This window comes from Spirochaetia bacterium 38H-sp (assembly GCA_039023545.1).
Lineage (GTDB): Bacteria > Spirochaetota > Spirochaetia > Winmispirales > Winmispiraceae > Rarispira > Rarispira pelagica.
In genome coordinates this window covers 214,520-237,610 of sequence record JBCHKQ010000002.1, presented here as the reverse complement: position 1 = coordinate 237,610, position 23,091 = coordinate 214,520, and the positions used below count along the sequence as shown (strand labels likewise).

Here is a 23,091-nt window from a genome sequence, read left to right as displayed (position 1 = left end):
TTTTCAAATATTTTTTATAATTTTACCGAACGCGCATATGCTCGCTTTGCTCGCCATGCGCTGCCTTCGGCAAAATGGGGTTTATGTCTTTTTTGTTTTGTATGTGCCGCAGGCAGGAGGGAGCGCATCTTTTTTATCTGTTCTTTATACAGCGCGCTCCCGACGTTCGGTATAAAAACAATAATTTCCTATGCTTTTTGTTATGTCTTGTTTTGTGTATGCAATAGGTTGTTTATTTTTTGTGAGGATTGGGTTATCTTTATTGTAATTGTTTTTAGGGAGATGTGATGATAAGTATCAAAAATAAAACTCAGTTAGAAGGGATTAGGCAGTCCTGTAAGATGCTTTCCAGTGTTATGGCTACTCTGCGCGGTGCTGTTGCGCCTGGGATAAGTACGGCAGAGCTTGATGAGCTTGCACGTAGAGAGATTGCATCGCTTGGTGGTAAGCCTGCTTTTTTGGGATATATGGATTTCCCTGCGGCCATATGCTCTTCTGTAAATGAGGTGGTTATACACGGTATACCCAATGACAAACCGCTTAAGGAAGGTGATATAGTAAGTATAGATTGTGGTATAGATTATAATGGCTTCTTTAGCGATGCTGCTATAACTGTTCCTGTGGGTAAGGTTTCGCCGGAGGTTGGTAAGCTGCTTGCTGTTACAGAAGAAAGTCTCTATAGGGGGATTGATGCCGCAAAGCCAGGTGGTAGAATCAACGATATCTCACGTGCCATATACACACATGCCAAGAAACACGGGCTGGGTGTTGTAAGAGAGTTTTGTGGACATGGCGTTGGGCTTGCTCCTCATGAAGAACCCCAGGTCCCCAATTATGTTGGACGTGGTCCCAATCCCAAGCTTATTCCCGGGATGGTGCTTGCCATAGAACCTATGTTTACCCTTGGCTCTGATTATGTAAAGGTGCTGGGTGATGGCTGGAGCGTTGTACCTTTGGACAACAGCCTCTCCGCTCATTTTGAACATACGATAGCTGTGCTGGAAGACAGTATAGAAATACTTACGATGTAAGATATAAGATAATAGGAGGATTTATGAGCAGAATAAAAAAGATAATGTCGTTTAACTTGATTTTGATGGGTGCCCTTATAGGAGCTCTTGCCATGTTTTTTGCCTTTTCTTGCTCCACTCAGATAAAACCTGCCAATACGGTAAATGCAGAGAGTACTGACAGCCTTGTGGATTTGGAGGGACTGCAGAATTCTTTTCGCATAGTTTCCGAGAGGGCACTGCCTGTAGTAACTGAGATAAGCGTTGTAGAAACCAAGGATCAGCCAGAGGCAGGTGATGGTACGCCATGGTTTGATTTTTTCTTTGATCAGCCAGATAACGGTAGTCCCAAGAAACCTTTTAAGTCCGAAGCTCTCGGTTCCGGTGTTATCGTAGAAAAAAGAGGCAGCACATACTATGTCGTAACCAATAATCATGTGATAGGCAATGCGGATAAGATAACAATAAGGCTTTATGATGACAGGACGTATCCTGCTGAGATAGTGGGAAAAGACGAGAGAAAAGATTTGGCCTTGATATCCTTTAAGAGCAAGGATAGCGATATACAGGTCGCAAAGCTTGGGGATTCTGACAACCTGCATGTGGGTGATTGGGTGCTTGCAATAGGAAATCCCTTTGGCTTTGATTTTTCTGTTACAGCCGGTATAGTAAGCGCGCTTAACCGCCGTGGAGGTCCAGACGGTAATATAAGCGATTTTATACAGACAGATGCTGCAATCAACAAGGGAAACTCTGGCGGAGCACTCGTTAATTTGCGAGGAGAAGTCATTGGCATAAACACCTGGATAACATCTCCCACTGGCGGTAGCATAGGTCTTGGATTTGCAATTCCCATAAACAATATTAAGAAAGCCATAGCAGATCTCATAGAGAAAGGCTCTGTGGAATACGGTTGGCTTGGTGTGAGCGTTGCAGACCCCTCTGATCCAATACTGGAAGATATGGGGATTGCAACAAAAAAAGGCGCTTTTGTGTTTGAGATCTTTAGCGATAGCCCGGCCGATAAGAGTGGTATAAAACCCGGAGATTTTATTACAAAAGTAGGAAGCATGGCCATACGCGATTCCGATGAGCTTGTGCTGGAAGTTGGCGACCTTCTGGCAGGTCAGAAAGTAGACTTTACAGTAATAAGACAGGGAGAAGAAAAAGTCATACCAGTAACAATAGGAAAACGCTCCAAAGAAGAGACAATACGACAGCTAAGCAAAAAACTTTATCCGGGATTTTCCGTATTTCCGCTTACGGATGAGATAAAAGAAGAGCTTCCTGAAGAGCAGAAAAAAGCAAAAGGCATAATCGTAGTCTCTGTAGAACAGGGAAGCAAGGCTGCAATAGGTGGCCTTAGGGTGGAAGACATAATAACAAAAGTCAACGGCAAAAGGACAGAAACTATAAAAGACTTCTATAAAATAATATCGGAAAGCAGCTCAAAGAATCTCGAGCTAAGCATAATGCGTGAAGGTATGGAAATACAGATAAAGCTGGACATATAAAAAAGATCGAGCGGGACACAAACTGAAAAAAACTGTGTCTCTGCCTATGGCAAAAAAATAGGGGGCAGAATATCTGCCCCCTGTCTGTATAAACTCTTATGGAGCCCTTATTCTATACTCCAGTCCAAAGAAGAACTTCTTTTCCAAAGACCGTTTGATGCAGTAGCAGCATACAGATCTGAGCCAACAAACATAAGCTCTGTAATATAGATATCATCCAGACCGGTAGAAAGATAATTGCCTCCGGGTTCTGTAAGGCTGTTTATATCACTACCTGTTTTGATACCTTTTCCCAGTCCTGCGACGAGCTCTGTACCCGATATGGCTATAGAAGTTATCCATACGGACTCATAAGTTGCAACCTGCCACTCTGAGCCATTGTACATAGCAAGATACGAGTTTTCTGCACTTCCTGATGTTGTAGTATCCACACCACTTACGTATACATTGCTTGTCTCTAGGGCGATAGCCGTGTATTTCTCTATGGAAGAAAGTGCAGTATCAGAGACAGCAGTATCTCCCAGATTTGCAAGTGTAGAGTTGGAGAAAAGCTTATCTCTTGTTGCTGCCCAAAAGTTGCTTCCATCATATACAACCCCTATTACAGGAGTCTGAGATGCTGTGATTGCAGTGGTGCCTGTAAAACTGGATGCAGCCCCTGTTGTAGAATAAATAAGAGCATGATCTGTTGAGCTTTGCCTGTTGGCAAAAAGATAATGAGTAGTAGAACCGTCATATACATAAAACAGAGATGTTATCCTGTCCGACGAGCTGCTCCAGATTTCTTCCCAGGAAGAAGAAACATTTGTTGCACTTACTCTATAGAGCTTGTTGTCAGAGAGAGAATCATTAGAAAAAGCAGCATAAAGATACTCATTTGTACCGTCATTATATACACTAATTGCTGTACAAATATCCATATCAGATGGAAAGCTGAGCTCTGACCAGTCTGTTCCGCTTATTGTCCTGTAAAAAACAGAGAAAGATGTGTTTATAAATATGTATGATGAGCTCTCAGTCATATCAGCTACGGATATATCATTGGATAAATCGGAATTATCCGTAATCTCTTCTTCTATGGAGAGACTATAAAAAAGTCCTGTTGTCCCTTTTGCACAGGAAATAGCTAGAAGAGAAAAGATTATTAAAGATGTAAAAAGTATTTTTTTCTTCATATATAAACTCCTTATCGTATCCTGTATTCTGCCACGAGAGAAAGCTCAAGGAAATTACCAAAGGCTGACTGAGAAGGCGGCGGAGAATCGGGGTCGTCCGTATAGAGCTGCATAATCCACCAATAATGCACATTGATACCAAAACTCCAATCAGGCGCATAATCGTACAAAAAGCTTGTGCCTATCTTTATAACAGGATCTATATGAAATAAATCTCCAAGACTGTTAAAAGTTACACCCATGCTGGCATGTATGGGAGCCTCAAAAGGAAAAGCATATAGCATATAATCATAAGCAAACAATACAGGGACCATATACAGCATTCTACCATTGGGGCTGGAGGAAAATGCACCGCCAAAATCAAAACCAAGCCGATGTGATTCTGCAAGATATCCTGCCCATTTTATTCCGCCAAAACCGCCAAATGACAGATTTGTAGGGGTTGTAGAAAAATCCTTGGTGAACTGAAAAAATAGTGGCAAAAGCCCGCCTGCACTGATAGAGAGCATCTGATCACCCAGTCTGGGACGAGGAAACGCCTCTATACTTGGTTTGCTGGAGGGTTGTGTTTCTATGGCAGGGCTGCTCTCTTGAGCAAACATACCTGTGGAAATCATAACTAGTAGGACAAGTAGCAAAGTTTTCTTCATTTCTCACCTCTTTTATAATCTCTGTTATCATACTTTATTGAAACTATAGCACAAAACATGATACAAACCAGTATAGACATCTTACGTAAAAAATACACAGGAGTAAAGCATGTCCGCAGCAATCCTTTCTGGCAAAGAAATATCACAAAAAATTCTAGAAGAATTAAAAAAAGAAGTTGCGTTCTTAAAGGAGAAAGGCATAACTCCGGGCCTTGCCGTAATCAGGGTTGGTGATGACCCTGCAAGTATAGCCTATGTCAATGGCAAAAAAAAGGATGCGGAAAAAATAGGAATAAAGTCCTATGAGCATATTCTTCCTGCTTCTACAAGTCAGGATAAGCTATGTGCTCTCATTGATAATCTTAACAGTGATGTCAATATACATGGTATCCTTGTGCAACTTCCGCTTCCTTCTCATATAGAGGAACAGGCAATAATAGAAAGAATATCACCTGATAAGGATGTGGACGGATTTCATCCTATAAATGTTGGCAAAATGGTTATAGGACAGGATGCTTTTCTGCCATGTACCCCTTTTGGCATTATCAAGATGCTGGAATATGCAGGAATAGAAAGCAAAGGGAAGCATACTGTTATAATAGGTAGAAGCAATATCGTAGGTAAACCAATAGCCAATCTCATGATGCAAAAGAGAAATCCCGGCAATTCTACAGTAACAGTATGCCATACTGCTACTCCCAATGTATCCGATTATACTTTGCAGGCAGATATTCTCATAGTTGCAGCTGGCAGACCATGTGTCGTCAATGCTGATATGGTAAAACCGGGTGCTGTTGTAATTGATGTTGGAATAAACAGAATAGAGGATAAAGAACATCCTAGAGGCTATAGATTGGTTGGCGATGTGGACTATGATTCCGTTTCTAAGAAGGCCTCCTGGATTACGCCTGTACCAGGAGGGGTAGGGCTTATGACGAGGGCTATGCTTATGTATAATACAGTGCTTGCAGTAAAAAAGGCCAACTCTATAAAGGAGTAAGCTTTGGTTGATACTCAGAGCAGCTATGATGACAGAAATATCCCTATAGACAGGGTCGGAATAAGAGGACTGAGATACCCTATAACGGTTCTCGACAAAAAGAATAACTATCAAAATACTACAGCCACTATAAACATGTATGCCAATCTTCCCCATCACTTTAGGGGAACACATATGAGTCGCTTTGTCGAGGTGTTTAACGAACATTACAAAGACATACAGATGAAGGGCTTTATCTCAATGTTAAAGGATGTAAAACTTGCTCTGGAGGCAGAATCTGCTTTTATTGAGATAGAATTTCCCTATTTTATAGAAAAATCAGCTCCTGTAACAGGACAGAAAAGTTATATGGAGTATAAATGCAAATATATAGGACAGACTAAGGGCAATCATGCTGACTTCTGGGTTAGTATAGAAGTTCCTGTTAATACGGTTTGTCCTTGCTCCAAAGAAATTAGCGATTATGGTGCGCATAATCAGCGGGGGATGGTCAGGCTTACTGTAAAGCTTGGACCATTTTTCTGGATAGAAGATCTCATAGAACTTGTTGAAAATTCTGCTTCTGCTGGTATTTTTTCGCTTCTAAAGCGTGAGGATGAAAAATTTATAACAGAACACGGATATGATAACCCCCGCTTTGTAGAGGATGTTGCAAGAGAGGTCGTCTTGAGAGTGGAAAACTTTTCTGATTTTCCCTGGTTTAAAGTAGAAGCGGAAAATATGGAAAGTATACACAATCATAATGCATATGCATGTATAGAAAGATGTATTAAGGAGAACGCACATGGACCTAAATAGAGTAAAAAAAATAGACAGACTTGTTTCTGTCAGGAATGTTCTTATAAGTGTTGCTGACAAAAGTGGACTTGAAGATTTTATAAATGGACTTGTGTCTTTATGCCCTGATATAAGGTTTTATTCTACTGGAGGAACCTATAAAGCCATAGAAAAAATCCTTGCGGAAGATGCAAAAAACAGGCTTATTGCTGTATCCGATTATACCGGACAGCCGGAGATGCAGGGAGGACTTGTTAAAACCTTGGATTTTAAAATATACATGGGGCTTCTTTCTGAGACTTACAATCCTGCGCATCAAGATGATCTTAAGAGAACAGGTTCTGTTATATTCGATATGGTTGTTGTAAACCTATATCCGTTTGAAGAGACTGTTTCTGATGAAAACGCGAGCTTAGAAGACGGAAGAACACACATAGATATAGGAGGCCCTTGTATGCTCAGGGCATCTGCCAAAAATTTTCTAAGAGTGGCCTCCGTATCGAGTATATCTCAGTATAAAAAGGTGCTATCTGATATAGAAAAAAACAATGGAGCCTTAAGTTATGAGATGAGGCTTGAGCTTGCAGGAGAAACTTTTAAAAGAACAGCAGGTTATGATGCTGCTATAAGTGATTTTCTTATAAAAAAAGCTTCTTCCTTTGAAGAATCACCATATTCGGAGGATGTATGAGCGAGAAAAAAAATCTCAAGGAAATATACAGAATAATGGTTGATGACCCTTTTCCTCAATCCATGGAAATAAGTTTTATAGAAAATGGAGAAAGACAGACTCTTTTTTACGAAAAAGCAGTATGGAACATAGACGGAGAGGTCAAAGGGCTGCGTTATGGAGAAAACCCTGATCAGCCTGCTGCTCTTTATAAGCTGGTAAATGGCAATCTTGTTCTGGGACAGGTTTCTATTATACAGCCAGGTAAGTATCTTGCATCGGACATAGAGCTGCTTCAGTCGGGGAAACATCCCGGAAAGATAAATATTACAGATGTGGACAGCGCACTCAATATATTAAAATATTTTCCGGATAAAACCTGCTGTGTGATTATCAAGCATAATAATCCCTGTGGAGTAGCCGTAGCTTCTACGGCAGCAGAAGCTTATCATAAGGCCTATTTTGCGGATAGGGTTGCTGCATTTGGCGGAGCTATTGCTATAAATACTACTCTGGATAAGGAAACAGCTGAGCTTATCACCCAATCCTATTCTGAAGTTGTGGTTGCTCCTGATTATACAGAAGCTGCACTTGCAATACTCAAGACAAAGAAAAATCTGAGAATAATGCGTATAGAAAATATTAACAGACTTATAGATTTTAGAGATGAGCGTTTTATAGAACCTAGAGCCCTTATTGATGGTGGAATTATAATGCAGTGGTCTTTTCGCTCTGCTGTTATGAGCAAAGAAGATTTCCTGCCTGCAGAGACAGAGTATAAGGGACAGAAGTATGCAATAAAAAGAAAGCCTACGGATAAAGAGCTTGATGATATGCTTTTTGGCTGGCTTGTTGAGACGGGTGTTACTAGCAATTCTGTCATATATGTCAAGGATGGGGTTACCGTAGGCATAGGCACAGGAGAACAGGACAGGGTTGGGGTTGCCATGATTGCACGCGATAAAGCTTATACCAAGATGGCGGACAGACTCTGTTGGGAAAAATATAAAACTCCTTGGAATATGTTTGACGATGAGAGAAAAAAGCAGGAAATTTGGGAAGAGGTCAAGGCAGAAAACGGCGGTATAAAAGGAAGTATCATGGTATCGGATGCTTTCTTTCCCTTTAGAGATGGAGTGGATGTGGGAATAAAAGAAGGCATAACAGGAGTTGTTCAGCCTGGAGGCTCTCTTAGAGATTTTGAGAGCATAGAAGCTTGTAACGAGGCAAATGTAACAATGGTATTTACAGGACAGAGGTGTTTTAGGCATTAGAGGACATTATGCAGAAATATTGGATAGAGACGTACGGATGTCAAATGAACAAGGCAGAATCCGATGCGATAATAAGACAGCTAAAACATGCCGGTTGGAAGGAAGCTTCCGGTCCGGAGGATGCGGATATTGCAGTTATCAATACATGTTCTGTCAGAGAAACTGCAGAGGAGAGAATAGAAGGAAGGCTTGGTTTCTATGGTTTTCTCAAAAGCAAGAGAAACTCCCATCTTAAGCTTGCACTTATGGGTTGTATGGCAGAACGCTTAAAAGAAGAAATAATAGAACGGTTCCCTCAGGTGGATGTTGTTGTAGGGACCTTTAATAAAAAGAAATTTGTTGAGCTTCTTACAAGCAATAAAGAAGACCTTACTTTGTTACATGATTTTCTTCTTACAGAGCAGGATGAGTATTCTTTTGAAAAAATACATCACAGTGATTCTGCCTATAAAGCCTTTGTCCCTATAATGCACGGTTGTAATAATTTCTGCTCCTACTGTATTGTTCCCTATGTGAGAGGTAGGGAGATATCAAGAAATCCTTCGGATATTTTTAAAGAAATAGAAACACTTCTTAATGATGGAGTAAAAGAGATAACATTGCTCGGTCAGAATGTTAATTCTTACAGATATACAGAAGGCAGCAAAACTCTTGATTTTGCTTCTCTTCTTAATAAAATATGTGAAAAATTTCCGGAACTCCCATGGCTGAGATTCTTAACCTCTCATCCCAAGGACCTTAGTCAGGATATAGTGGATGTGATGGCAGAAAATAGGGCAATATGCAGGCACATACACCTTCCCGTACAGCATGGCTCTGACGATATTCTTAAGAGAATGAACAGAAGATATACCTCTTCTCATTATATGAGCCTTATATATATGCTTAGAAAAGCCATGCCTGATATATCAATCACAACGGATATTCTTATAGGCTTTCCTGGTGAGACAGAAGATGATGTTGAAATGACCCTCTCTCTTATGAGGGAAGCAGGGTTTTCTGATTCTTACATGTATTATTACAATCCTAGAAAGGGCACAAAAGCTTATGAGTGGGAAGACACAATACCGATAGAAGAAAAAAAACACAGACTTGCAAAAGTAATTGAGCTGCAGAAAGAACTATCATATAATTGGAGAAAGAAGAAAATAGGAAAAAGGCTTGGAGTTTTGGTGGAGTCTGTCAGCAAGAAAGATGCAAGAGAGCTTCTTGCCAGAACAGAGCAGGATGAGATGCTTGTATTTGCAGGAGATAAGTCAAAAATAGGTGATTTTACAACAGTAGAAATTTTGTCACTTGAGGGCAATACGTTTAAGGCCAGGGAGGTATAAATGAACGCAAAACTTATATTGTTTATAATACTTATGGTGTTGCTGCTCTTTTTTATAGGGCTCAACTTAGACAACAAAACCGATGTTTCTCTTGGTTTTTATACCATTAGCCAGGTTCCTGTATTCTTCCCCATACTTTTTTCTTTTATAGTGGGAATACTTTTTTCTTTGCCCTTTACTCTTATGAAAAAAGGCCGAAACAAGGAAAAAGGGCAAAATAAAAATGCAAAAAGACAATTACCATTACAAAATCAGGAAGCAGATATTCCGAGAGATAAAAATATATAGACTGCTTGCTTTATTCTTTCTTTTTCTTTTACCTGCATTTGCAGAAAATAGCGAGGAAAGTCTGGAGGATAACCTGGAACTCAAGGGGGATATTGCGGCTGCTCTTTCTCTTGCAAAAGAGCAGTATGTAAAATCCCACAGTACTGATGCAGCGATAAGACTTTCTAGACTTTATTATGAGACAGGAGATTTTGCAAACGCAGAGCTTACTATAAGAGATATCCTGGGCGATGCAAAAGCATCTTCTGACAAAAAGGCAAAAGCCCTGCTTGTTTTATCACACATATATATAGCTACCTACAGATTTGAAGAGGCTGACGTTATTCTTTCTTCTCTTGTTAAACTGCCATCTGCAAAGCCGGACATATATTATACTGCAGTCCTTCTCAAGGTGGTATCCGGACAAAAAAATGATGCGCAGACTTTCCTTGATGCTCTCAAGAACAATTTCCCCGATTCGCCGGAGACCCATCTTGCGCAAAACCTTATTGAGGGCTCTTACGGTACGACCCTCCCGTATCCTCCTCAAGGCATACTACTACCACCTCAAAACACAGGCGATGAGCCTTCCATCGAGCTCACTTCTTCTGACTATGATAATAAGAATCACTCATCAGAACCCTCCCCGGAGCAGTCTGAGCCTTCTCCCTCACAAACCACTGCGGAAGAAAATCTCCATGTTGCGCTCCAACTGGGTTCTTTCTCCGTCAAAGAAAACGCTGAGCACTATGCCGATGAGGTCAAAAACAAGTATAATATTGATACAGAAGTTGTCCCCATAGAGTTTGCCGGTAAACGATACTACCGGGTGATTATACCTCAAAACAGCAGAGAAAATGCGCAGAATCTTCTTACAGAGCTTAAAAATAAAGGCTTGGAATCCTTTATAATCTTCTATTAATAAATGATTTATACCGAACGCGCGATGACGCAGCGCGTCCTCGCGCTGCCTTTGGCAGAAGAAAACATAGTTGTAAATTATCTTGCCCATATCAGCCGCAGGCAGGAGGGACTGTGCTATTTTTCTTTTTTGCCTATGAGGCACAGTCCCGACGTTCGGTATAATTTATTTTAATCTTTTTGTCTTAGCAAAAAATCAGGAGCTTGTTTCTGGGCAGATTTTTCCCACGAGTAGATAAGAGTTCTTCCTGCTTTATGGTATAGTTCTTTTCTTATGATATCCTGTAGAAATCGCAGTGCTACGGGAAGTATGGCTTCTACTGCTATTCTACTTGCTTTTTGTATGCCTCTTATGCCTTTTTGTATTACACCCAACTTCCTTCCTAAGGCAAGGCCTTTGTAGTTGCCAGTTATTATTTCTGTTGTGTTTTTTACTACAGGGTGTTCGCTTGTGTTTTTGAGAGTTATTATAAACTCCAAGGTTATTTTGCTTGCAGCAAGTCTGCCGCCGGGAATATTTCTCAGGGTATTAAGAAGATATATTGTGCTTATTTCCAGTGCTTCCAGGATGTTGCCTATTCTCATGTTGTATATTGGCTCTTCCAGCCCCGCGGCATAGATAGAGCTGATATTTTTATATAGGAGTTTTATTTTTTCCAGATCATTTATGCTTTGTGTGGGTGGTATAAGGAGTTCTTTGTATGCTTTGCCTGCGGAGTTAAGGAAGTCAAATGCCGTGTTTTTTATTCTGTCCATAAAATCAAGTTTCTGTGCTCTTCTTTTTGCAAACAATTCGTCCTGTGGTATATCCATTGTTGTAAGTGATGTCTTATATATTTCTATTGCTTTTTCATAGTACTGGCTGTGTTTACCTTCTGTAAGCAATTTTTTTATTTTTTCCTCCGTTTGTTTGCTTATGTCTTTTATTGTGTCCTGGGATATTTTTGCCAATCTCTCTTCTATGTGCGGGTTATCTCTTCCGTACAAAAAAAGTCCATAGTAGCTTATCTGATAAAGTATTGCAGCATAAAAAAATCTGAAAAAACCTTCCAAAAATACGCTTGTTATTATTGAACGAATACTGTAGAAGATTATTGCAGGAAGTCCGAGTATGGGGAAGAAGGTTAGAAATATAGTTATGGCCAGAGCCTTTCCCAGTATTCTTGTCTGCCACAAAATTTTTAATGGTTTAAACCTGTTTATTATTGCCGTAAATATCTGAAAATACCTCGTCCTGTAAAACCATATGAGTTTTGATTTTTTTATTATTTTAAACCAGAGCTTATCTGAGCTTCTGCTTATAAAATCTTCCTGAGCAATGTATAGGCACTCCAGAATCCTAAGTAATGAGAAAGAATAGCTTAATTTTTCTTCTGTTTCCGAAGCGTTGTTCTTTTTTTGCTTCTTTGTTTTGTCTCTGTAGTGGGTTTCTATCTGTAGAAGTATTTCTTCCAAATCCGTTGCGGGATTTATATCCAATATAATATATGTTTTCACACGGCTTTTTATATATTGTTCCAGTTTTTTGATGAGAGCAGTATCGCTTTTCTGCCAACCTTCTTCAAAATAGCTGTTTTCCATGGGAAAAAACCTTTTTCTTGTTCTCCATAATATGATACTGCTTACTATAAATCTCATAAAAATGGGAATTAGTATAATAGGAAGAGCAAAAAGTAACGATATAAGTACTAAGCGAATGTAATCCATACTATCTTAGAGCATATTTAAAAGAAGCCTTGTGGGCAAGTGGATTGCAGGACAGTTGTCCATTATAGTAAAATATTTTAAAGAGGTTGTGTTATATGCGACTTGCCGTTTTTTTTCATCCTGGTGATGATGAGTTTGCAAAAAAGGTGTTAAAAGCTATTATTGATATAGGTATTTCTGCCAATGCTTATAGGATACATCCGTGGTGGAAAGACGATGCAGCAGAGAGACTTATATCTGTGCTCAATGCCAGTACCCATATATTGCTTATTATTCCTCGCACAGTAGGTCAGCACACCGACGAATTATCCTGGCTGTATTTTCTTGCCGGCTTTTGCTCGGCAAAAGCAAAATATGTCTATTACCTTGCTGATTCCTCTTCCCTGACTGTTCCTTCTTTTTTCTCTGGCATAGAGAGGATTCCTTCCATACAATATCTTAAGAATGCAATTTTGCGTGGTCGCGACGATTGGATATCTGAGCAGAATATGAAGAAAGCCAGAGATGTTTTGGAAAAACTTAATATCCCTGTATCCAATGTCGGTTTTGTAGAATGTGTAAAGCAGGAAAATATACAGGCTCTCAAGCAGTTTATAATACTGGGATTCTCTCCCGATTCTTGTGATAAAAACGGAATTCCTGCGCTTTCTCATGCCGTAAGGGTCCGCTCCCTGGATGTTGTGGATTTTCTTCTGTCTCACGGTGCCGATGTCAATAAAATAGCACCGGACAGAAATAATACCCCTCTTATGGATGCGGCAGGAGATGGTAATTTGGAGATAGTCAACAGGTTACTACAGGAATCCCCCAATCTTGATATCCAGAGCAAGAACGGGCAAACTGCTCTTATTCTTGCCATAGGTCAGGGGGCTCTGGATGTTGCAAACAGACTTATAGATGCCGGAGCGGATATCCGCCTGGTAGATGCCTTGGGCATGACAGCATTAAAGTATGCTGAGCTTTTTAGATATCCTGACCTTGTAGACAAATTAAAGGAGAAGATGGCTGACAATGGCTGATGATAAGAATTCTGTGATTGATATTTTTCATTTTGATGTGTTAGGAAAGTACTCTCTTATCGTGCATCCTTTTTATGATCAAGAGATTTTTGCCAGTCTGGAAGAAAAAGATGCTTGTGTATTCTATGGCTCTGAGCCAGATATAGCTTTCCTTGCTGCTTTTAGGAACTGGATGTATGGCCTCGCTGATTCTTATATACGAGAATGGGTTGCAGAAAAGTTTTTTTTAAGCAGATTCTTACTCGCTTCTCTTGTTTTTGTTGTTGTTTATTTTTTTCTGGGTTTTGTTATACGCGATCCTATTCCTTTTGTTGATGAGTTTATTGGTGCTGTTGTTATTTCTGTCATTGTATTTTTTTATCTTTATAGAAAAGACAGGTCTGCATATCCGGTGCTTGAGCGTAAATCCCTTTTTATAAAACGTATCGATTCCATAAAGTTTTTTCCGTCTTCTTTTACTTCTGATGTAGAAAAAGCTGTTAACAACTTCATGACCTCTGATTTTGAAAAATGGGAAGATTTTATTTTAAATATATCTGATTTAAAAAAGCAGAAAGAAGATAAGTTCCCCAGTCTTTTAAATAATCTTGAGGTTATGCTTTCAAAAAATCCGCATAAGAAGAATTTCTCTGTAATGAAGAAGTTATATAAAAAGAAAGATTATTTTGCTGTGAGGGCTTTTTTGCTCTCTCTAGACAAGAAAGATGCTTTTTTGTTGAGCCTTTATTTTGCAGCCTTGGAAGCGGATAGAGAAGTTTTAAATATAAGGACTGTCTAACGTTCTATCTGCTGAAGTTCCAGCATCTTATTTTGAAGTTCCACGCTTTCTTTTGCTATTTTTAGTGTTTTTTGTGCAGGGGAAAAATCTGGATCAATGGCTAAGGCTTTTTCGCACAGCTCTATTGTTTTTTCCAGATCTCCCTTTGCATAACTATCCAATGCCTGCAGATAGTATTTATCAACTTGTTTTTGTTTTTCTCCTCTGCCTTCATCTCCCAGATTAAATGTTAGAGTTATACTCATTTTATCCAGCGGTGTCAGTGTGGTTGTCATATCCAGTGTGTAATTGGTCTGGACTTCTATCTGTCCTAGGGTTACCAGGCTGCCTATACTTATCCTGGGATTACCTCCCTTAATAAGAATGCCAGTCTGCATTGTTAGAAAATTAGTTATATCTACAACTATACCTGTGGCATAAGAAGATGATTCTGCAGCTACATCTTGTATAAGATTAAAAGGCAAAGAAAAATCAAAGGTAATAAGAAGCGGTCGTATGGGAGAATATGCTATTCCGCTTGTAAAGGATGTGGGAAGAGGTTCTCCTGTTGGTGCTAGAAACTCCAATCCCAGATTTTTTACTGTTATGCCCACAGAAAAGTTTTTGCTCCGAGATGAATAAAACTTAAAAAGGTTAAACTTGCTTAGTATTCCTATATCCGCCATTATTGCCATAGCTGACTGGTTCTCATAGAAGATTCTGGGGATACTCCTAAAGGCCACCTTGGAGCTTATTCCTGCTGCAAGCCCAAAAAAATCATAAGAAGAAAAAAAGTTGTACGAAGCATTAAATACGCTCATTATTTCGCTGTAATATCCTGTTGCTACTCGTTGTCCCCAGGAGTCATATTGTGTAAATGGGACATATAGAAACTTACCTCCATAGCCCAAGCCAAAATCATCATATCTTACTGTATATGTTATGCCTTCCAGATTGGAATCTGCTATCCAATTGTTGTGATATAGAGTCAACTCTGTAAAAGGACTTGCCGCTGTCGCCGCAGGATTGGAATCCATAAACGCAGTATGCCTTGTTACTGCAGTATAGGCAGTTCCCATTGCCTGGTATTCTCCACCGAGAGGTATTGTTAATATGGGAAATATTGTTAGCCCTGTGTTTTCATCTTCCAAAGCAGAAAGATATTCTGCAAGACTTCCATATGTGCTGGAGAAATCTTGAGAGGAAAGAAAAGTAGAAATTATGCCGATAAAAAAAATTATGAGGATATATCGCCTATTACTCATTCTATTATTAGTATACTATATTTTTACAAGTACTTCCATATTTTGCTATGCTGCGGAAATAATTGCTATATTTTATAGTAGATATTTATTAAAGTTTTCTGATTTTATTAGGAGTTGAAAAGGCCTGTGATTGGAAAAGGGCAATTGAGATATATCTTTTTTGTTCTCTTTTTATTTTTTTCTGCAATACCTTCTTTCTCTATGGGCGGGCAGGAAGAAGACCGGCTTAAAATAGCAGAAAAACTCATAGAAGAGCAGAAATACAATCAAGCTATAGAACTTATACAAAAAGAAATAGAAGATAATCCTGACCGCTTTGACGAGGGAGAAGCTCTCATGCAGAAAATCAGAGAAATAAGAAGTGATTATAATGTTTTGTATCAGGAATTGATAGATGTTTTATATGTGGAAAAAGATGTAAAAAAGGCTCTGGAAATAATAGCGGAAATGGAAAAAATGGATGCTGATCCCAATCCCGCTACCAAGGAGCTTATAAGAAAGGCCAAGGAAACTGCACGATTTGTTTATAATCAGGAGGAATTTCTTAGGATTATGAATCAAGCAGCTTCTTATATATCTGATAAACGATACATGGACGCAATTTCTCTATATAGGACGGGTTTTGAACTATATAGAGAAGAGTTTTTTGCAAGTGATTATGGAGATATCATAAAAAACGGCATGAAAGTTGCTCTTGATAATCTTAATGTGTTTCTTGATGATATAGAAGGAAAATATACTCTTCTTAATCAGGCTTATAATGATTTTTTTACCAAGCTTGAACAGGAAAAAAAGGGTGAATACAAGGTTGTTGCAGAGGATTATCTGGAGTTCTCCTCTGTTCTTGCTGACTTTATAAGCAAGGTAGCTGCTGTAAAAAATATAGGTAATTATATCTATGCTACTAATATAAACGTTATAAACAGTTTTAATCTGGACAGAGAAGACTTTTTTCTGGGTTTTATGCAAAGATATGTTACAGGACGTGTAAATACCGATATAAAAGATGGAATCACAGGAGCTCTTGACCAATACATAAACTCATATATGTTTACAATAATTTCTACTCTTGATGAGCTTATGGATTCTTATTTTTCTGTTGCAAGCGGAAAAGTTCTTGATTCTGCTGTTTCTGCAATAAGTGATGTTAACAGGTTGTCTTCTCTTGTTCTTTCTTTGCAAAAGGATTGGGGAGGGCTTTATGTTGTAAGAGAAAATAAACTTGAAAAAGGTCTGTCTGATAATGTTGTCAATATCTGGCCTTACATCTTAAAAGCAAAGGCTGTAAAAAACAGCATAGCCATTCTTTCCTCCCTATATTCTCTTGATAAGATAGATATTACAGAGTCTTCTGATAGAGATAAGCTTGAATCCTATCTTTCTCTGATAGAAGACCAGTTTTTAAAGGTCTATTCTCTTTTATCTCAACTTAAGGATGAAGAAAGTAAGCTTCTTGCTTCTTACGGAAATGTTTTATCCCGAATGGCACAGTCTGTATACGAAATAATAAAACCGATTTTTATTAAAAAACTAAATTTGCTTACAAAAAGTGCAATAGGACTAAATGAAAAAATAAGTTCTCTTGATGTTGCGGTTAGCGAGACAGAACAGAAAAAAATATCAGATACTATTACAGAGAGCGAGAATCTTATCAGGGGAAAAGAAGAAGTTATACTTGTTGGAGATAAAGAAGAAACAATACTTGCAAAATATCCTGACAAGGCTATAGAAAACATAGAGGTAATAAAACAGAGAAAAAAAGAACTTATAATTGATATAGAAAACTTAAAAAAGTTTTTTGTGTCTCAAAGAGAAGAGTTTATAAACAGTAAGATCATAAGTGATAATATAAACAAACTGGACAGCATATTAGATTATCTTATTAAACTTGATAACAATATCATTAATCTCGAAAAACAAGCCAGTGCAGCTGTTTTTAATGCGGATAGATATAGAAATGAAGCAGAGAGAAAACTTGAGGAAGCGGAGAGAGCTATAAATCTCAAAAACTATGAAGATGCAAGAAATCTTCTGGAAGATGCAGGGGACTTGTTTTCTACATCGCTTTCTTATAAAGAAGATAAGGCACTCAGGGAATCCATGGATAAAAGGCTTCTCGCTTTGTCGGATGCAATTGTAAAAGCGGAAAACCAGAAGGTTATAGTGGAGGTACGTAGTCTCATAGAAAAGGGCAGAGAACTTTATCTTAGAGGTAATTTTGATGAGGCAGAAAGGACTCTCTTGACAGCTAGGGCAAGATGGGCTGTTACACAACCGGAGGAAAACCCAGAAGTGGAGTACTGGCTTAAGTTTGTTAAGGCTGCTCTTTCTATTCAGCGAGGCAGAACCGTTCTTGATACGGATCCACTTTATACGGAAATCACTCAGCTTTTAAATCTTGCCAGAGCCAATTATACTCAGGCAAAAACATTGATAAAGCAGGGTAAGCAAGAAGAGGGTGGCAAGCTGCTTGATAAGGCTACCGAGAATCTTCTCAGAGTTAGAATGGCTTTTCCCCTAAATCAGGATGCAAGCCTTTTACTATTGCGTATAGAACAGCTTAAGAATCCGGATAGTTTTGACAGCCTCTTCAAAGAGAAAATTAATGAAGCGGTTGCACAACTGGATGAATCGCCTCAAGAGGCTTATGCCACCTTAAAGGATTTGCGGGAAATCAAGCCTGATTTTCCAGGACTTGCCAATGCTATATATCAGGCCGAGATAAAGCTTGGTATAAGAATACCACCTCCGGATCCGGCAAAGATTTCCCGGGCAAAAGAACTCTACAAAAATGCTCTTGCCATATACAACAGAAATGATAGAGCTAATTTCCCCATAGCTCTGGAACAGCTTAATCAGGCTGTTTTGCTTGATCCTGATAATAGAGAAGCAATATCTCTCAAAGACCGTATTCAGCTTGCAATGGGAGGACAAACATCCGTTGTGCTTCCGAGTTATGCTCTCAAGCTGTATAAGGATGCAGAACAAAAGTTTACAGAAGGAAGTTTCTATGAGGCTCTTGCAATTGTAAGAAAACTGTTGGAAGATGAAAGAGCCAAGAACTATCCACCACTTCTGGAATTAAAAAAGAGGATAGAATCCAGAATATGATAAAAAAAATCCTGGGGTTTTTCTGTTTTCTGTTATTCTCTTCTTATCTGTATTCTCAAACACTCTATTGGGAAGCTCCCGTCTCTTTTGCAAAGGATAACGCGAGGTTTTCTCAGGTGGCTTATGGCGATGGGATTGCTGTTATAGCCTGGCAAAGGTTCTATATGGATGAATCAGGAAAGAAAACAGCTACTATATTTTATTCTGTATCGGAAGATGGCAAGATATGGTCGGATGAAAGCAGTCTTATAAGTATACCTTTTGAAGGAGATGAGACTTCGTTTTATTCGCTAGTTGTTGATAAAAAAGGGTATATTGTTTTTGCTGTTAATCTCAAGGGAAACCTCACAAGAGTTTTTGTATCTAAGGATAAAGGGAATACCTTCTTAAGCTCGGATATAAAGGCCCAGTTTGATGTCGGTATAGGTCCCAGATTGTTTTTGAAATCTGATGATGGTTATATTCTTTTTATCAGTCAGTCTGTGACGGATTCCATAAGCCTTTTCTATTCTATTTCATCAGACGCCATAGTCTGGAGTCCATTGACTCAACTAGAAAGCAATACGGAGTTGGAACTCAATTTTCTTCCATACCATATATCTCATAACAACAAGGATTATGTAGTATTTCAGTCTGCGGGTAGAAGCGAGAGAGGAAGCTATCAGCTTTATTGTAAGGTAAGTGAAGATGGAGGATTATCATGGTCCTCCGCTATTCCTCTTACAGAACAAGCTGATCCGGAGTATACTTCTGCCAGATTTGATGATTTTGATAACCAGAGACCTAGCTTGGCTGTAATAGATGGCAGTTTGTATGTAACATGGGAAAGAGCCTATAGAAATGGAAATCCGGCTATATATATTATGCGACTGGAAGATTCTGGATATCCTGCGGAGCCTCCGCAGCGGGTTAGCTCTACTGACTATATACATAGGGCTCCCAGGCTTTTTTCTTATAAAGGAAAAGAATATCTCCTTTGGTTTGATAACAGAAGAGGAGAAGAGCATGTAATCCTTGCCGAAAAGCGCGGTATAGTATGGAGAGAAAAAGACCTCTCTGTTGCAGGTTACAGGGCGCTTTTTCCCGATGTGCTCAACTGGAATCAGGAGCTTTTTCTTATTTGGGAGGACTATAAGGGAAGCTCTTCCAGGATTGTTATGCTAAAACCTGACAGAACTGTGAATCCTCCCAAGATAATACCTCCGATTACAGAGGGAGCAAAATCCAGAGTAAGCAGTCTTAAGATAAGCTGGATACCTCCTGAGGATTCTTCCGGTATTGCCGGATACAATTATATCTGGACTCGTTCCCCTGCAGAGCATGTGCCCCATGTGCTTTCTTACCTTGGCAGCACAAAGACAGCAACTGTCAATGCTGACGAGGATGGTAAATGGTATTTTAAGATAATTGCACAGGATTATGCAGGCAATTGGTCGGAAGAGAAGATATTTTCTTATGTTCTTGATACAACACCTCCCGAACCTGTAGTTTTCTCAGAGCCGGAGAAAGATGAAAATGGATATCTCAAATCCAATACCTTTACTCTTAGTTGGGAGCCACCAGAAGAAAATATCAAAGGCTATTCCACAAGCCTTACATATCTTGGAGCAGAAGAAAGCATTCCCAATGAAATTCTTGCCTATATTGGAGAGACTTTTTCTGAAGATGACAAACAGCTTTTTATGAGGAAAAAAGATATCAATACACCGGCCTCTTTTGATAGCATCTATGATTCAAAGAATCTTATAAGTGCCTTTATTGCAAAAATAAAAGAACCTCCTGTTTATGTAACGACTCAGAATAATACGGTAAAATATAACAATATTGATAATGGTATTTGGGCATTTTCTGTTAGGGCTTTTGATTCTGTAGGAAATGCAGGAAAAAGCAGGACAATAGTATTTAAACTCAATAAATATATCCCCGTAACGTATGTCACTTATCTAACGTCCGATAAGTCTAGAACAGGAGAGATTACAATAACCATATATGGACGAGGTTTTGCAGAAGGTGGATATGCCGATACTGTTTTTCTTGATAAGGACGGACTAAAGCCTTACGACTATGTATTTACGCTTTCTGAGGGTCAATTTTCCGTAGATAGCGACAGAAGAATAAGTGGGATAAAGATAGATAATCCGGAAGAAGGGCAATATTACGTGGGGGTAATACATCCTCTTAGAGGATTATATCTTAGCAGACGTCCTCTAATCGCACTTGAACCGGGAGGAACCGTTAAAATCGGATATTTTGGCAATCTTGCCATGCCTCTAACTGTAGAAGAGCAAAAATATATTATAGATTACAGAAAAGTGTTTGTGATTCTGCTTCTCCTCCTTTTTGCTTTTCTTGCTTTATTTGCAGCAAGGGAAGTTATAATAACAACCCGAGAGCGACAAAGTATCTTACTTGATATAAGAGCGCTTGTTGCCGGATCTGAGTTGCCACATGATAAAAAAATACAAAGAGAGGTAGCGCGTATGAAAAAACGCGGAACCAGCCTCAGGGTCAAGTTTACTCTGTTTTTTACTCTGCTTGTTATTGCCGTTGTTTTCCTTGTAGCTATTCCTCTGGGGCTGTATATGATATCCACTCAGGAGGAAAACCTTACCAGGGGATTAAAGAACCGTACAGAAGTTCTCCTGGAAAGCCTTGCAACAGGTGCAAGGACATATCTTCCTTCTAGAAGTACCCTAGAACTCCTACAGCTTCCCAGCCAGATATCTGCTATGGAAGAAGCTGTGTATGCTACTATAACCGGATTTGACTCAACATCAGACAATGCACAAGAAATTGTTTGGGCCAGTAACGATGAAAATATAACGGAGAAGATTGACGGTGCGGAGCTTGTTACCGGTCAATCAATACTTACGGATGAGATAACAGAAAGAAGAAAAGAACTGACCAAGGAACTTAACCAAAAAGCAAGTCAGGCGCTTGCTGATTTGCCAGAGCAGATAGAAAGTCTCGGAAGACAGGCTCTCAACCTTGCACTCAGGACAGATGCCGAGTCGCAGAAAAAGCTTGCCGATTTGCAGCAGACAATAAGACAGCTGGATACTCAGCTAAGAAAAACTCTTTCTGAGATATCTTCTGTCGTTGAGAGTCAGCCGTACTTTGATACGACAAGGATAGACTATAATCAGAGAATCTATGTTTTCTACAAACCGGTTATGTACAGAGTAAGCGGTGAGAATAACTATGTGCATGGTATGGTAAGACTTGCGGTAAGTACGGATAAAATTATAGAAGAGGTTGAAAGTGCGAGGGCTACTCTTATAAAAATAACAGCGCTAATTACCCTTATTGCGGTAATTTTGGGAATAGTTGGTGCTCTTATACTCTCTGCAATAACAGTAGGGCCTATAAAGAGGCTTGTTGCAGGCGTGGAAGTAATAAGAGACACAGAGGATAAAGAAAAGCTTGCCAATCATGTTATAGAGCTCAAGTCAAAAGACGAGCTTGCTCTTCTTGCGGACACCATCAACGAAATGACCCAGGGGCTTGTAAAAGCTGCCGCTGCCAGCAAGGATCTTACAGTTGGTAAAGAAGTTCAGAAGATGTTTATTCCTCTGGAAAAAGACGAAAGTGGTAGGAAAATGACTACGGCACACGAGGAGACAGAGCGTGTATCCATATTCGGGTATTATGAGGGAGCCAAGGGCGTATCTGGGGACTACTTCTATTATCAGAAACTGGATGCTGAGCACTATGCCTTTATCAAGTGCGATGTTGCGGGAAAAGGAGTTCCGGCAGCTCTTATAATGGTAGAAGTCGCTACGGTCTTTCTCAACTATTGTCAAAAAGTAAATATAAAACGGGACGGAGTACACCTTGATACCATGCTCTCTGAGATAAATGACCTTATAGCTGGAAGAGAGTTTAAAGGCCGTTTTGCAGCCATGACTGTAGGATTGTATAACGAGAGAACTGGCGTAGGGTATTTTACCAATGCAGGTGATACTCTGTTGCATTATTACAGCAGTAAAGACAGAAGCATCAAGGAAATACGTCTTCCTACCGCTCCTGCTGCCGGAGTCTTTGACAGCAGCCTGGTGGACATGCAGGGCGGTTTTAAGCAGATTAAGCTTAGTCTCAATCCAGGCGATGTTCTCATACTCTTCACAGACGGTTTAGAAGAAGCAAACCGTGCTCTTAAGGATAGGAATTTTAACCCCTACACAATCACAGAAGAGGACATAAGAGCAAGAAGAGTACCCGAGGGAATGAATCCCGGCGAAAGCACGGAGGAGTTTGGCCTTACGAGGATAAAGCAGATAGTTAACAGTATTCAGCATAGGCGGCAATATAAGCTTGAGCGTCTTATGGACCCTGAGGATAAGCAGCTTGTTTTTGATTTTTCTTCTCTCAATGGCGGCGCAAAGGACATAGTACTTGGTCTGCTTGCTGTAGAGAAGGTCTTTCGTGTTTACAGGGTGCCTGGAGTAGAACCCAAGGAGCCTGTAGTGGTCGACAGAGCCATAGACGAGTATCTGCGCAATACCTTTCTTGCATACAATCAGTATTTTTCTGACCCTGTGCCGGATCCCGAGCGTCATGAGTATTTGCTCTTTAAGAACCTTATGTCGGACGAACAGTATGACGATCTTACCGTATTTGCAATAGAAAGAAAGAAATAAAAC

Annotated in this window: 17 protein-coding genes; 13 read left to right on the top strand and 4 right to left on the bottom strand. The window is 39.5% G+C overall.

The genetic code is table 11. The features are described 5' to 3' along the window. Positions 1 to 287: 287 nt before the first annotated feature. Both map and WKV44_04970 read left to right on the top strand, forming a co-directional pair. The gene (map, locus tag WKV44_04975; GenBank protein ID MEM5947890.1) at positions 288 to 1,031 is read left to right on the top strand and encodes a type I methionyl aminopeptidase; all 744 of its coding nucleotides are present in this window, start codon (positions 288 to 290) and stop codon (positions 1,029 to 1,031) included. A 23-nt stretch (positions 1,032 to 1,054) separates the two neighbouring features. Further along, on the top strand, positions 1,055 to 2,524 hold the full coding sequence (locus WKV44_04970; protein ID MEM5947889.1) for a Do family serine endopeptidase: 1,470 nt from the start codon (positions 1,055 to 1,057) through the stop codon (positions 2,522 to 2,524). A 107-nt stretch (positions 2,525 to 2,631) separates the two neighbouring features. Here WKV44_04970 and WKV44_04965 read toward each other — a convergent pair whose 3' ends face one another. Then, positions 2,632 to 3,699, bottom strand: a complete 1,068-nt coding sequence (locus WKV44_04965; protein MEM5947888.1) for a hypothetical protein — start codon at positions 3,697 to 3,699, stop codon at positions 2,632 to 2,634. Positions 3,700 to 3,710: 11 nt separating this feature from the next. Further along, positions 3,711 to 4,349 (bottom strand): hypothetical protein, encoded by a 639-nt coding sequence (locus tag WKV44_04960; protein MEM5947887.1) that lies wholly within the window; start codon positions 4,347 to 4,349, stop codon positions 3,711 to 3,713. 109 nt (positions 4,350 to 4,458) lie between these two features. On the opposite strand from WKV44_04960, the gene folD reads away from it, so the two are divergent. From folD to WKV44_04925, 7 genes are read left to right on the top strand one after another with little or no spacing between them, the layout of a single operon-like run. After that, a complete protein-coding gene (gene folD / locus WKV44_04955; protein MEM5947886.1) occupies positions 4,459 to 5,349 on the top strand; it encodes a bifunctional methylenetetrahydrofolate dehydrogenase/methenyltetrahydrofolate cyclohydrolase FolD in 891 nt (296 codons plus the stop codon). A 3-nt stretch (positions 5,350 to 5,352) separates the two neighbouring features. Next, positions 5,353 to 6,147: a GTP cyclohydrolase FolE2 gene (gene folE2, locus WKV44_04950; protein MEM5947885.1), complete on the top strand. Its 795-nt coding sequence runs from the start codon at positions 5,353 to 5,355 to the stop codon at positions 6,145 to 6,147. Then, positions 6,134 to 6,817 (top strand): hypothetical protein, encoded by a 684-nt coding sequence (locus WKV44_04945; protein MEM5947884.1) that lies wholly within the window; start codon positions 6,134 to 6,136, stop codon positions 6,815 to 6,817. The genes folE2 and WKV44_04945 overlap by 14 nt, the downstream gene beginning before the upstream one ends. Continuing rightward, positions 6,814 to 8,070: an IMP cyclohydrolase gene (locus tag WKV44_04940; protein MEM5947883.1), complete on the top strand. Its 1,257-nt coding sequence runs from the start codon at positions 6,814 to 6,816 to the stop codon at positions 8,068 to 8,070. Before WKV44_04945 ends, WKV44_04940 begins: the two co-directional genes overlap by 4 nt. An 8-nt stretch (positions 8,071 to 8,078) precedes the next feature. Next, complete coding sequence (miaB, locus tag WKV44_04935; GenBank protein ID MEM5947882.1) at positions 8,079 to 9,401, top strand: tRNA (N6-isopentenyl adenosine(37)-C2)-methylthiotransferase MiaB; 1,323 nt, start codon at positions 8,079 to 8,081, stop codon at positions 9,399 to 9,401. Further along, positions 9,402 to 9,689 carry a hypothetical protein gene (locus WKV44_04930; GenBank protein ID MEM5947881.1) on the top strand — a complete coding sequence of 96 codons (288 nt, stop codon included), beginning with the start codon at positions 9,402 to 9,404 and terminating at the stop codon, positions 9,687 to 9,689. Then, positions 9,625 to 10,590 carry an SPOR domain-containing protein gene (locus WKV44_04925; protein ID MEM5947880.1) on the top strand — a complete coding sequence of 322 codons (966 nt, stop codon included), beginning with the start codon at positions 9,625 to 9,627 and terminating at the stop codon, positions 10,588 to 10,590. The genes WKV44_04930 and WKV44_04925 overlap by 65 nt, the downstream gene beginning before the upstream one ends. Positions 10,591 to 10,760: 170 nt before the next feature. On the opposite strand, the gene WKV44_04920 is transcribed toward WKV44_04925, so the two are convergent. Next, positions 10,761 to 12,296 (bottom strand): hypothetical protein, encoded by a 1,536-nt coding sequence (locus tag WKV44_04920; GenBank protein MEM5947879.1) that lies wholly within the window; start codon positions 12,294 to 12,296, stop codon positions 10,761 to 10,763. A 95-nt stretch (positions 12,297 to 12,391) separates the two neighbouring features. Between WKV44_04920 and WKV44_04915 the strand changes: the two genes are divergently transcribed. Together WKV44_04915 and WKV44_04910 are read left to right on the top strand one after the other, a co-directional pair. Beyond that, positions 12,392 to 13,315, top strand: coding sequence for an ankyrin repeat domain-containing protein (locus WKV44_04915; GenBank protein MEM5947878.1), 924 nt, complete (start codon positions 12,392 to 12,394; stop codon positions 13,313 to 13,315). Then, positions 13,308 to 14,093, top strand: a complete 786-nt coding sequence (locus tag WKV44_04910) for a hypothetical protein (protein ID MEM5947877.1) — start codon at positions 13,308 to 13,310, stop codon at positions 14,091 to 14,093. Before WKV44_04915 ends, WKV44_04910 begins: the two co-directional genes overlap by 8 nt. On the opposite strand, the gene WKV44_04905 is transcribed toward WKV44_04910, so the two are convergent. After that, positions 14,090 to 15,337, bottom strand: coding sequence for a UPF0164 family protein (locus tag WKV44_04905; GenBank protein ID MEM5947876.1), 1,248 nt, complete (start codon positions 15,335 to 15,337; stop codon positions 14,090 to 14,092). The two genes, WKV44_04910 and WKV44_04905, sit on opposite strands and share 4 nt — an antisense overlap. A 126-nt stretch (positions 15,338 to 15,463) precedes the next feature. Here WKV44_04905 and WKV44_04900 point away from each other — a divergent pair, with 126 nt between their 5' ends. Together WKV44_04900 and WKV44_04895 are read left to right on the top strand one after the other, a co-directional pair. After that, positions 15,464 to 18,448 carry a hypothetical protein gene (locus WKV44_04900; protein ID MEM5947875.1) on the top strand — a complete coding sequence of 995 codons (2,985 nt, stop codon included), beginning with the start codon at positions 15,464 to 15,466 and terminating at the stop codon, positions 18,446 to 18,448. Continuing rightward, positions 18,445 to 23,088, top strand: coding sequence for a SpoIIE family protein phosphatase (locus WKV44_04895; protein MEM5947874.1), 4,644 nt, complete (start codon positions 18,445 to 18,447; stop codon positions 23,086 to 23,088). Before WKV44_04900 ends, WKV44_04895 begins: the two co-directional genes overlap by 4 nt. Positions 23,089 to 23,091 lie beyond the last annotated feature (3 nt).